Source organism: Peribacillus suis, assembly GCF_059384845.1.
In genome coordinates this window covers 3,670,548-3,682,937 of sequence record NZ_CM182019.1, presented here as the reverse complement: position 1 = coordinate 3,682,937, position 12,390 = coordinate 3,670,548, and the positions used below count along the sequence as shown (strand labels likewise).

Sequence of the window (12,390 nt, the reverse complement as noted above, 5' to 3'; positions counted from 1 at the left end):
GGAAAGTAAGAGTAAAACGAATGGAAGGTGAAAAAATGAATGATAGACATCTAACGTCTAATAAAGGACCAGGTTTTCAAAACAATACTCCGTTTACTATTACTAGGGCTACTATGGAAGACATTGATCATATAGTTGGTTTGCGATTAGCGCTTTTAATGGAATTAGGTGAGGTACAGTCTCCAAAAGAGGAGCAGCTTATGGAAAGATCAACAAGAGAGTATTTACAAAAAGCACTTCCAGACAACGAATTTATATCCTATATGGCAGAAGCGAATGGGAAAGCAGTAAGCATCAGTGGAATGGTTTTATTCAAAAGACCACCGTATTTAGAAAATCTAAAAGGGATTGAAGCCTATATTCTTAATATGTATACAGTCCCAGAGCATCGTGGAAACGGGTTGGCGGGGCGTTTACTCGAGCATTGTATAGATAACAGTAAAACAAGGGGCGTTAAACGGATTTGGTTGCATACATCCGAAAACGGGAAACATCTATACAAGAAAATGGGTTTCAGTGAGAAAGGCAGTGAAATGGAGTTATTTCTTTAATGTCGCTGTCATGTTTCCCCTAGGTGGACTAGCAAAGGTTGAAAAGAAGGGAAAATAGCTAAAGAAAGGGTGCCCGTGTTCAATGGGCACCCTTTCTTCGCTATTTATTTTTTTCGCTTATGCAATCCTGTTATGTAGTACAACACGACAAGCAGGATAATCCAGATCGGACCAACGATCAAAGCGATTCTCGTATCAGGAGAAAAGCCGAGAACGACCATGACAAATACTAGAAAGGCAAGGGCGAAATAAGAAGTGAGCGGGAAAAACGGCATTTTGAATGTTAAGTTTTGTTTTTCCTGTCCACTCATTTTCTTTCGGGAACTGATGTGTGTGATAAGGATGGTGCCCCATGTCCATAGTGCTCCAAATGTCGCCACACTAGTCACATAAGTAAATACTTTGTCAGCTTTCATATAATTCAGGTAGACGCCAAAAAGGAGAACGACGGCCGATACGATAATGGCTGTGCCAGGCACGCCATTCTTTGTGACACGACCGAAACTTTTTGGTGATTCGCCTTGCTGTGCCAGGTTAAACAGCATTCGACCCGTACTGAAGATTCCGCTATTGCAAGAAGAGAGAGCTGCTGTCAGTACGACGAACTGGATGATGCCTGCCGCCCCTGGGATGCCGATTCTATCGAACATCATAACGAACGGGCTGTTTTCCCCTGTCATTTGATCCCATGGAGTAATTGAAAGAATGACAGTAAGAGCCAAAACATAAAACAGTAAAATTCGATAAAACACGGTATTGATTGCCCGTTTAAGTGATTTCTCAGGGTTCTTTACTTCCCCAGCCGTCACTCCAAGCATCTCGATGCCTAAATAGGCGAACATCACCATTTGGAATGAAAGAACAACGCCCGAGATACCATTAGGGAAGAAGCCTCCATGTGAGAATAGATTACTGAATCCGACTGCATCCCCAGCGTTACCGATACCAAAGAAAATCATGCCAAATCCTAAAACGATCATTAAGATAATCGTGACAATTTTAATTAGGGCAAACCAAAACTCTAATTCACCATAAGCTTTAACGGCAAGGAAATTAACGGTTGTCATAATCACAAGTGCGCCTAATGCCCAAGCCCATTGTGCAGTGTCTGGATACCAGAACTGCATGTAAATGCCGACAGCCGTAATTTCGGCCATGCACGTTGCAATCCAAAGGAACCAGTAATTCCAGCCTGTAATGTATCCGGCGAGAGGACCGATAAAATCGCTTGCATAGCGGCTGAAGGAACCGGCAACGGGGTTTTTAATGGCCATTTCCCCTAAAGCCCGCATGATGAGATAAATAATAAAGCCGCCAATGGCATAAGCCAAAATAATTGCGGGACCGGCTAATTTAATGGCCGATGCAGAGCCAAGAAACAACCCGACCCCAATGGCAGCGCCAAGAGACATTAATGCGATGTGTCTTTCTTCCAATCCTCTATGTAATTGAGAATCTTTGGAGTTTTGCATAATTTTCCTCTTTTCTTGTGTAGGAATATGGGTTTTTAACGCATTCTACTATTTTATCACTAGTAGAGTTGAGGAGCATAATATGTATTGTCTTTTCTCAAAATATTACAATTAAATAATATATACTAATAGTTTATTTGTAAAGAAAAAAATGAAAACGCTTACCAAATAAGGGAATTTTTAAGAGAATATATGAAGTTTGTAAGGTAATTGTTATTTAGCGAAAGTTAATTAACTAATTTTTCTTACTACTTGATGTCTGTATGAAAAAGGCTGCCCTTAGGAAATGGGCAGCCGGTTTCATTACTCCCAGATGGAAGCAGCCCATTCGGGATGATCGATGAAAGGATTTCGATTATGTTGGTAGTCGTTATAAATGATTTCATTTCGATTTCGTTCAAATGCATCGACTGGATCTTGTTCATGCCAATCAAGCAACACGTCCAGTTTCCCATGATATGGAGCTGAGCCGTTGTTGACTAGGTTATTCAATTCCAAATCGACTTCATCGTTCTCTCCTTCATAGCGCACCGCCATATAGAAGAGCATCCGCGCCACATCTCCTTTCACCTTATCCCGTGGTTCCCATGAATCGGAGTCGTAATAGTTCCCTTTGGCTTCGGAGTGTTCGGATCCCCCATTATCAAAGTCGAGATTATTGCGCGTACTATTGACGGACGCATCGGTCGGCCGCAAGTGATGTAAATCGGTGCCAGCACCCATGGATGTCCCAAATCCGCCATGGGATTTTGCCCAGACATGCTCACGGTTCCAGTCATTCACGCCTGCACCATTGGTGGTCTTTGCCTGTGAACGCCCTGTATATAGAAGAATGACATGATTGGAGTTGTTTGGATCTTCATCGGTTTCTCGCAAGGCTTCCCACACATTTGCGTAGGAAATTTTCGTATGGTCATCAATGATTTCATGGAGGGCATCTTTTAGAGCACGCCCGGTTTTTCCGGTAGCCGAGTCATAATAAGATCCGGCATTCGGAGTTCCTGAGTCTGGAGTGCTCCCGTTTTTCACCATGACTGACGGGTCCTTCAAGCCAGAATGAGAAAAGTAGGAAGTCAGTGTTCCGGTTATGGTGACTTTTTGACCTTTTAAATCAGGATTCGTTTTCAATCCGAATTCAGAACGGAAGGAGGAGGGAATTTGGACAAAAAGCATATTCGATACGTTTGTTTCCGAGGAACTATCAGCAATTGCCAGCGCATAATCACTTGGATAGTTGCTGAACTCGACGCTAGTGGCTGAAGTGGGCTGGCCGATTACAAAGCCACTGACAGTACGAATGGAACTATTTTGGTTTACGAAAGCCTGAGAGACGGAGTAAGGAGAAGATGGGCTTCCATCCCCGGTTGCGGCTAAGGATGAAGCTGGAATAAGGAAAGCGAGCACGAGCATGAGGGACAGAAGAATTCTTGGTTTACGATTGGTGTACATGTCATTCCTCCATAAGTCGATTCATACCTGTTTTTAGCGTATGTATGGATAAACTTATGCAAAGGTGGTTCCATTCCCTTTTTGTTTTTCGAAAATGAGTGAATACTGCTAGTGATAATTTGCAAAAATTAGGGAAATAGCCCAGGAAATATCGAACGGTGTTATGGAAAAAGTCACGAGATAAAAAAATCGTCAGCATGTCGACTGACGAGTGTTCCTACTCTTTTTTGACGAGTAAACTTTGACTGATGGTTAGTAAAAACGAACCGATGAGCGCGCCCCAAAAAGAATGAATGACAAAACCACTGACCACATACGACGTAATCAGAAAAGTGAAAGCGTTGATGATGAAGGAAAACAATCCGAATGTCAGGATCGTGATTGGTAAAGTGATGAGCTGTAGAATGGGTTTAACTAACATGTTCATAATCGATAATATGAAGATAGCCAGCAAAGCTGTGCCATAAGATTTTATCGTGATGGAGTCGAGAAGCCAGTCTATGAAAAGTAATATCAGCCCATTGGCAAGAAAACGCATGATTATATTCATGGAAACCTCCTAAAACACTATATACATTCCTTATTATACTAAAACCTCATGCAAATCAGGGGGGGATTTGCTGAATTGGCACAAAAAATCTTCTATATTTAGAGGCATCTTTCGACTGTTTGGCGAATGGGTACACGTGAAAGTAAAATTCACGGAATCTTCACTGATTAAACAGGCTGATTTCCTATAAAATGAGAGAAAGCGAAGCATCTTAATTGATAACACTTCCAATTTAACCCTCTAGTATTCTCGATTACTATTATATTTTTCTTATAATTGATAAAAAAGCAAGAATAAAGAGAATGCGCCACCGCTGGAGTTATACCAATATATAGATAGTGAATACCTAAATAAATGCATAATACCTCATTTCCCCTACATATTTTATACTTTACTAGCATGTAGAAAAGAAATTATACTTATTGAATCTTATTATTATATTAAAATTATTATAAATAAGTATTGATTTTTTTCTAAGAAACTATATTATTATATGTATATTAAAACTAATGAAGAGGTGGTTCATTTATGTCGAATAAGAAAAACCTGACAACTAGCTGGGGTGCCCCGGTTGGCGATAACCAAAATTCAATTACTGCTGGGTCACGTGGACCAGTGCTTATACAAGATGTTCACTTATTAGAAAAACTGGCACATTTCAATCGTGAACGTGTTCCTGAACGTGTCGTCCATGCTAAAGGCGGTGGCGCATTTGGTACTTTTACCGTTACGAATGATTTGTCAAAATATACGAAGGCCAAAGTATTCAATGGTGTAGGGAAAGAAACGGAGATGTTCATCCGTTTTTCAACGGTAGCTGGGGAACTTGGTTCTGCCGATACATTACGTGATCCGAGGGGCTTCGCGGTCAAATTCTACACAGAAGAAGGAAACTACGATATCGTTGGGAACAATACACCTGTATTTTTCATCCGTGATGCAATCAAATTCCCTGATTTCATCCACACACAAAAAAGAGATCCTAGAACACACTTGAAAAATCCGACTGCCGTATGGGATTTCTGGTCTCATTCACCAGAATCACTTCACCAAGTAACTACGCTGATGTCCGACCGTGGGATTCCAGCAACATGGCGCCATATGCATGGATTCGGAAGCCATACATTCAAGTGGGTGAATGAAGAAGGACAAGCTGTTTGGGTGAAATACCACTTTAAAACAGAGCAAGGCATCAAAAACCTTGATGTGAACCTTGCTGCTAAACTTGCAGGTGAAAACCCTGATTACCATACGGAAGATCTATTCAACGCGATTGAAAAAGGCGATTTCCCGGCTTGGAAATTATGCGTACAGATCATGCCTTTGGAAGACGCGGACACATACCGCTTTGACCCATTCGATGTGACTAAGGTCTGGTCGCAAAAAGATTATCCATTAATCGAACTTGGCCGCGTGGAATTGAACAGAAACCCTGAAAACTATTTTGCTGAAGTAGAGCAAGCAACATTCTCACCAGGAACATTCGTACCTGGAATTGAAGCTTCTCCAGATAAAATGCTTCAAGGCCGTTTATTTGCTTATGGCGATGCCCATCGTTATCGTGTAGGTGCTAACCATAACCAACTTCCGGTTAACCGCCCGAAAGTGGAAGCAAACACATATCAACGCGATGGCTTCATGCGTGCCGATGATAATGGGAAAGGTTCCGTTTATTACGAACCAAATAGCTTTGGGGGACCAGCTGAATCAAACGAAAACAAACTTGCGCCGTTTGAAGTGTCTGGACAAGCTGCTCAGGTTGCCTATAATCATCATGATCACTACACTCAAGCAGGAGATCTATATCGCCTATTGAGCGCCGAAGAAAAAACACGTCTTGTAGAAAATGTCGTGGGTGCAATGAAACCAGTAGAATTAGAAGAAATTAAACTTCGTCAAATCGGACACTTCTACAAAGCCGATCCAGAATACGGAACACGTATTGCTGAAGGTCTTGGATTAGCTGTACCGCAAGAAGTCTAAGAATAGAATCAACATCTAAACAGGCATCCATTCGTGCAATGGATGCCTGTTTTTTCGTATTAAGCGAAGGTCCTACCTAGTTGGAGATGTCGGTATACAGTTCATGTCAATCACAGCGCATGCATCATCTACAGTCTCAGCTTGTGTTTTTAAATGGTCTGTTATTGGATTTTTGCAAGTCTTGACCATCCTGGATGAGATGGGGAAGGAACTAGAATGTTAGGTACAAACGAAAAAGCTCTTCTCTGATTTTTCAGTGGAAGAGCTTTTAATCTTATAAACTATTAGACTGAAACGATGAGGGCTGCTGCAAAGACGAGGGCATGTTAGACAACCCTTGTCCATGACTATGTATGGTGCATATATCTTGCAAGTAACTGTTAAGAATCTTTAACAGCCCTTATCCAAGGAGTGCTAATAGTTGTGCGTTAAAAGCGTTTTCCTCCTTTTAACGCTAGTATTGGCCCCGCCTACGCCGAATACTTTGACGGCCACGCATGCCATCCAACCTACTTACATTATAATGGAAAGCGCTTACATTTTCAAAAAGTATCGTAGTACAAATTTCGACATGTATAAGATATCACTCCTCCATTCTGTAAAGAACGGTGCTGATTTCACTGAGCGTACTTGGCATTCCGTCCTCCAATCAAATGGTATCTTCCTTTGTTTATAAAGATTTATGATTAAAAAACAAAATATTTTATATGAAATCAAGGGTTTTAGAGGGAAATTAAAATGAAAAGCGAACGAAATATGTTTTTATTAGTATATAGTTCGTATATAATGGTTTTGAACACATGGAGGGGGAGAAGTGGAATATGTATAGAACAAAAAAGGTTTTATTATTGGGTTCAGGAGAATTAGGCAAGGAAGTCATCCTGGAAGCTCAGCGGCTTGGTATTGATACCGTTGCGGTCGACCGGTATGAACATGCACCTGCCATGCAAGTGGCCCATCGAAGTTATGTGATTGATATGTTGGATGAGAAGCAGCTTAGGGAAGTCGTTGAAAAAGAACAACCTGATTTAATCGTGCCGGAAATTGAGGCCATCGCCACTTCCGAATTGCTTAAATTGGAGGAAGAAGGGTTCGCGGTTATCCCAACGGCAAGAGCGGCTAAATTGACGATGGATCGTGAAGGAATTAGAAGGTTGGCCTCTGAAACGCTAAAGTTACCAACGGCAGCTTATCGATTTGCCAATACATATGAAGAATTTGTTTCATCTGCTATAGAAATCGGTTTTCCTAATGTCGTGAAACCGCTAATGAGTTCTTCTGGTAAAGGGCAAAGCGTTTGTCGTTCAAAAGATGATTTGGAAGCCTGCTGGAAAATAGCGATGGAAGGTGGCCGGGTCCAAAATGGAAGAGTGATCATTGAAGAGTTCATTCGCTTTGATTCGGAAATTACGTTGCTAACTGTCCGTGCCGTTAACGGAACGATGTTTTGTGCACCAATCGGTCATGTCCAGGAGGGCGGGGACTATATAGAATCTTGGCAGCCACATGCTATGACGGAAGGACAAATCATCGAAGCAAAAAGGATTGCCAAGAAGATTACAGATGAACTTGGTGGATATGGATTATTTGGAGTGGAGTTATTCCTTTCAGGGGATAAGGTCTATTTCAGTGAAGTCTCCCCACGTCCGCATGATACAGGATTAGTAACATTGGTCACCCAAAACCTATCGGAGTTTGCCCTTCATGCCCGTGCGATTCTAGGATTCCCGATTCCTGAAATCACACTGATCACCCCAGGAGCAAGCCGTCCCTTGAAAGCACCGGTTGAGTTATCAGAATATTCTATAGTCGGGGTAGATAAAGCCTTGGCTCAACCGAATACGCAGGTGCGCGTTTTCGGAAAACCGGTCACGAAGGTTGGCAGAAGGGTTGCTGTTGCATTATCCACAGCTGATTCTGTCGAAACGGCGAGGGAAGCCGCAACCCGTGCACTGAGTTACATGAAGGTTGAAAAATAAAACACAAAAGCACTCCAGGAATGGAGTGCTTTTGCTTGAGGATTATTATTGGTAGATGGATGTAATAGTTAAAAAATGTGTATCACATGAAGGATATGGCCCCAGTCAATATCGCCAATCCAGTGAGAATCAGGGATGAAAGAATGGCCCATTTTAAAGCAAAACGTTGATGGTCACCTATATCTTTCCCAATCATGCCGACTAATAAGATGGTCGAAGCAACTAATGGACTCATTAAGTGAACGGGTTGGCCCAATATGGAAGCCCGGGCAATTTCAATAGGGGCAATCCCATACGCGGAGGCCGCTTCAGCAAGGATGGGCAAGACTCCAAAATAATAGGCGTCGTTTGATAATACAAAAGTAAAAGGCATACTGGTAAACGCTACGATTAAAGGGAAGAAGGCGCCTAAAGATTCCGGAATGATGGAAACCAGGGTGTTGGCCATTGCGTCCACCATTTTTGTTCCGGATAAAATTCCAGCAAAAACGCCAGCTGCAAAAACAAGGATGACCACGATTAGAGCGTTACCTGAGTGAGCTAGCATCCGTTCTTTTTGCTTCTCTAAGTCTGGGTAATTTATCAGCAGGGCAAGGATGAAGCCAATCAGAAATAATACGGGAGCAGGCAGTAGGTTCAGTATAAGAGTAGTCATGATGGATAGGACGATCAAGAGATTTACCCACAATAACTTAGGCCTTTTTATATCGCTTTCTTCTTTAATGAGAGTGTCCTCTATAGTAGCGGCAGTCTCAGATTGAGCGATAGAATCCTCTTCTGCGTAAGGGAAATGGATACTTCCAAGCCGTTTGCGTTCTTTTTTTCCGAGTAAAAAAGCAATGAAGGTCACCCATAAAGCTCCCCCAATCATTGTTGGGATGAGGGGAACGAAGAATTCGGAAGCATCAAGACCCAAAACAGCTATGACCCGTGTAGCGGGGCCTCCCCATGGTGTCATGCCACTCATTACACTTAAGGAGAGCATAGCGATAGTGGCCATTATCAAAGGATTCATGCCAATTCGTTTATAAAGAGGAAGCATGGCTGAAACCACGATCATATATGTGGTTGTGCCATCTCCATCCAATGCTACCATGAGGGATAGAATGGCTGTCCCTATCGCAATTTTGACAGGGTCCCGTTTAACGATCTGTAATATTTTTGCGATAAGCGGGTCGAATAACCCAGCATCGATCATCACTCCAAAAAACAATATAGCGAATAATAATAAAGCGGCTGAAGGTGCAACGAGCTTTATCCCCTCAAGCATCATGGGACCGATATCAGAAGCAAAGCCACCAATTATAGCGAAAATGATAGGTATAAGTGTTAAAGCCACAATCGGTGACATCTTTTTGGTCATAATCAAATATGTAAAGATAGTAACCATGGAAACTCCTAATATAGTTAGCAATGGACGGTTCCCCTCCTTTTGAATACGCTTACATTAAAGACTTTTCTTGATTGATTATTCAGAAAATTAATTTTAAAAATTCCTATTTGCATCACCTCAATGTTGTTATTGGTTATCTTTGTTAAATAGTAATACAGGAAAGTTAATAAGTTAAATATATATTTTTTTCGATTTGTCATTAAAAAAGTTTATAACCTATGTACTTCATCACAATCTTAAGGGGAATGTCAGGGGTTCTTTTTTGGTACCTAAAGGAGGAAGTAACGCTAAAGCATACTAAACTATTTAGGCTTGGAAGAAGTCGAAAGAGAGGAAAGGGTATTCGATAAACTCATAAATTCAATGTATACTTTCTTTAATATCTTATAAATACAAATTATAACATTAGAAAAGGCGGGTTCGAATGGATGAAAAGGATTGGATTTTCTTAAACATACTTCATGAGGAGAAAAGCATTACACGCACGGCAGAACGACTATATATATCGCAGCCAGCTTTAAGCTATCGATTAAAGAATATAGAAGCAGAGTTTGGCGTAGCTTTATTTTTCAAGACGAAGAAAGGGATCGATTTTACCTCTGAGGGCGACTATATAGTCAAGTACGCCGAGGAAATGCAAAGGAAATTGCAACAAACGAAAGACCATGTGATGAATATGAATGATGGAATCAATGGAACGTTGCGTTTAGGTGTTTCCAGTAATTTTGCACGGTATAAGTTGCCTGAAATCTTGAAAAGATTTTCGAAGCAATATCCAGATATACAATTTAATTTAAATACGGGATGGAGTACCGAAATCATGAGCCTCCTGGATTCATCAAAGGTACATGTGGGGATCGTGCGGAACAACTATCAATGGAAGGGAGAAAAGTCCCTATTATCCCAAGAGAGGTTATATCTGATTTCGAAAAGAGAGATTACGATAGAGGAGCTGCCGAGCTTGCCGTTCATTAATTATCATACCGACAACTCATTGAAAAATTTAATCAGTGATTGGTGGCATGATCAGTTTTCTTCTCCACCTCGTATCACCATGGAAGTAGATAAGCTGGAGACATGCAAGGAAATGGTCAAAAATGAATTAGGGGTGGCAATAATCCCGGAGATGTCTCTACAGCCCAATGATTTTCTACATAAGTTATGCTTAAAAGATAAACAGGGAACACCTTTGCAACGGAACACGTGGTTAATGTACGATGCCAATTTTTTAAATCTTTCGGTAGTAAAAGCTTTTGTGGATTTCCTTGTTAAGGAAAGATAATAAAACGGGCTTAGGGATATGGAATGACTCCATCCTAAGTCTTTTTTTTGTTTGGTTATAAATATTTTTTATCGACTTAAGCTAAATTTATATATTTCATTTATTTTTTGAAGTGTATTAAGCTTAGCTCAAGTAAAAAATTGTTAGGAGGAAGATATATGGTTCAATCTAATTTCGATATAATAGTAGTAGGAGCGGGAAATGCCGCTTTATGTGCAGCTATAGCAGCTAGAGAAAAAGGCGCAAGCGTACTAGTACTCGAGCGAGGACCGAAGCAAAAGAGAGGTGGAAATTCATTCTTTACGGATGGAGCCATTCGCACTGCTTATAATGGTCTGGATGATATCAGAAAAATCATTCCTTCTATCACTGACGAGGAAGCCGAGAAAATTCATGTGCCCGTTTATAGTGAAACAGAATACTATGATGATCTCATGAGGGTTACGAAAGGACAGAGTGATCCTCAATTGGCGAAGCAATTGGTTACTCAATCCTATAAAACCATTCAATGGATGCAGGGCCATGGCATTGAATTTGAACTTAATTATGAAAATCAATCTTTTGAAAAAGACGGCAAACGGATATTTTGGGGTGGTCTTCCGTTAAAAACCAATGATAAAGGTGTAGGGCTGATTAGAAAACTGAATGAACGTGTGATAGAACTTGGCATAGAGGTTTGGTACGAGACGCGCGCTACCGAGCTGAAGCTCGAGAATAATCAGATCAAGTCAATCGTTGTACAGCAAGAAGGCAAGGAGCTAACGATCAATACGACAAGCATCGTTTTAGCGTGTGGAGGATTTGAAGCAGATAAAAAGCTACGGAGCGAATTTATCGGTGAGGAATGGAATGCGGCTATTGTGAGAGGAACGGAATATAATACTGGAGACGGGTTAACTATGGCTTTGGCGGTAGGAGCACAGAAATATGGGCAATGGTCCGGCTGCCATTCAATTGGGACGGATTATAATGCTCCAAAAGTCGGTGATTTTACGAAACCAGGAGACATCTTCAAAAAACATTCTTATCCTTTAAGCATCATGCTTAATAAAGATGGAAACAGGTTTGTCGATGAGGGTGCGGATTTCCGAAACTATACATATGCCAAGTATGGAAGGGAAATCTTGAAACAGCCTGATCATGTAGCCTATCAGATTTATGATTCTCAGGTGCGACCGTATCTGCGTAAAGAGTATGATCTTGAAGAGGCTACCATTTATCAGGCTGATACGCTCGAAGAACTTGCTAATTTGCTGCCGGTTAATCAAGCACAATTCTTGAAAACGATTGAGGAGTATAACCATTCTGTACAAGAAGGAAATTATAATCCTACGGAAAAAGACGGTAAAGGAACGGATGGAATTACCCCACCAAAATCAAATTGGGCACTTCGCATTGAACAAGGTCCATTTTATGCTTTCCCGGTAACATGTGGAATCACTTTTTCGTTTGGTGGAATACATGTCAACACGGTAGGCGAGGTATTGAATGAAGAGGAAGCACCTATTGCGGGACTGTTCGCTGCGGGTGAAATGGTCGGAGGGATTTTCTACGAAAACTATCCAGGCGGATCTGGGTTAATGTCAGGATCTGTATATGGTAAACTTGCAGGAACATCTGCCGCTTCGTATGCCTTGGAAAACCGAAGAGACACGGTTACTCAGTAAAGAATAATGGATGAAGATAAGGAAGCCGACTTTTTCTATATTAGAAAATTCGGTTTTCTTTATT

General features: G+C 41.2%; 9 protein-coding genes. 5 read left to right on the top strand and 4 right to left on the bottom strand.

Going from position 1 to position 12,390, the window contains the following annotated elements; translation table 11 throughout:
* Window positions 1–20 precede the first annotated feature (20 nt).
* The gene (locus tag AC503W_RS18080) at window positions 21–551 is read left to right on the top strand and encodes a GNAT family N-acetyltransferase (RefSeq protein WP_494915315.1); all 531 of its coding nucleotides are present in this window, start codon (window positions 21–23) and stop codon (window positions 549–551) included.
* Between the two features lie 104 nt (window positions 552–655).
* Here the strand turns inward: AC503W_RS18080 and AC503W_RS18075 are convergent, their stop codons facing one another.
* The 3 genes from AC503W_RS18075 to AC503W_RS18065 all read right to left on the bottom strand — a co-directional run bounded on the left by AC503W_RS18075 (window position 656) and on the right by AC503W_RS18065 (window position 4,022).
* Window positions 656–2,023, bottom strand: coding sequence for an amino acid permease (locus tag AC503W_RS18075; protein ID WP_402871185.1), 1,368 nt, complete (start codon window positions 2,021–2,023; stop codon window positions 656–658).
* Between the two features lie 303 nt (window positions 2,024–2,326).
* Window positions 2,327–3,472 (bottom strand): endonuclease, encoded by a 1,146-nt coding sequence (locus AC503W_RS18070; RefSeq protein ID WP_494915313.1) that lies wholly within the window; start codon window positions 3,470–3,472, stop codon window positions 2,327–2,329.
* A 217-nt stretch (window positions 3,473–3,689) separates the two neighbouring features.
* Window positions 3,690–4,022 carry a phage holin family protein gene (locus AC503W_RS18065; protein WP_402871190.1) on the bottom strand — a complete coding sequence of 111 codons (333 nt, stop codon included), beginning with the start codon at window positions 4,020–4,022 and terminating at the stop codon, window positions 3,690–3,692.
* 528 nt (window positions 4,023–4,550) lie between these two features.
* On the opposite strand from AC503W_RS18065, the gene katA reads away from it, so the two are divergent.
* Together katA and purT are read left to right on the top strand one after the other, a co-directional pair.
* Window positions 4,551–6,005: a catalase KatA gene (gene katA / locus AC503W_RS18060; protein ID WP_494915306.1), complete on the top strand. Its 1,455-nt coding sequence runs from the start codon at window positions 4,551–4,553 to the stop codon at window positions 6,003–6,005.
* 821 nt (window positions 6,006–6,826) lie between these two features.
* Window positions 6,827–7,984 carry a phosphoribosylglycinamide formyltransferase 2 gene (purT, locus tag AC503W_RS18055; protein ID WP_494915304.1) on the top strand — a complete coding sequence of 386 codons (1,158 nt, stop codon included), beginning with the start codon at window positions 6,827–6,829 and terminating at the stop codon, window positions 7,982–7,984.
* An 82-nt stretch (window positions 7,985–8,066) separates the two neighbouring features.
* Here purT and AC503W_RS18050 read toward each other — a convergent pair whose 3' ends face one another.
* Window positions 8,067–9,398: a CitMHS family transporter gene (locus tag AC503W_RS18050; protein WP_402871199.1), complete on the bottom strand. Its 1,332-nt coding sequence runs from the start codon at window positions 9,396–9,398 to the stop codon at window positions 8,067–8,069.
* Between the two features lie 403 nt (window positions 9,399–9,801).
* On the opposite strand from AC503W_RS18050, the gene AC503W_RS18045 reads away from it, so the two are divergent.
* Both AC503W_RS18045 and tcuA read left to right on the top strand, forming a co-directional pair.
* A complete protein-coding gene (locus AC503W_RS18045) occupies window positions 9,802–10,659 on the top strand; it encodes a LysR family transcriptional regulator (RefSeq protein WP_402871202.1) in 858 nt (285 codons plus the stop codon).
* Between the two features lie 158 nt (window positions 10,660–10,817).
* Window positions 10,818–12,326 carry an FAD-dependent tricarballylate dehydrogenase TcuA gene (gene tcuA, locus AC503W_RS18040; protein WP_402871205.1) on the top strand — a complete coding sequence of 503 codons (1,509 nt, stop codon included), beginning with the start codon at window positions 10,818–10,820 and terminating at the stop codon, window positions 12,324–12,326.
* Window positions 12,327–12,390 lie beyond the last annotated feature (64 nt).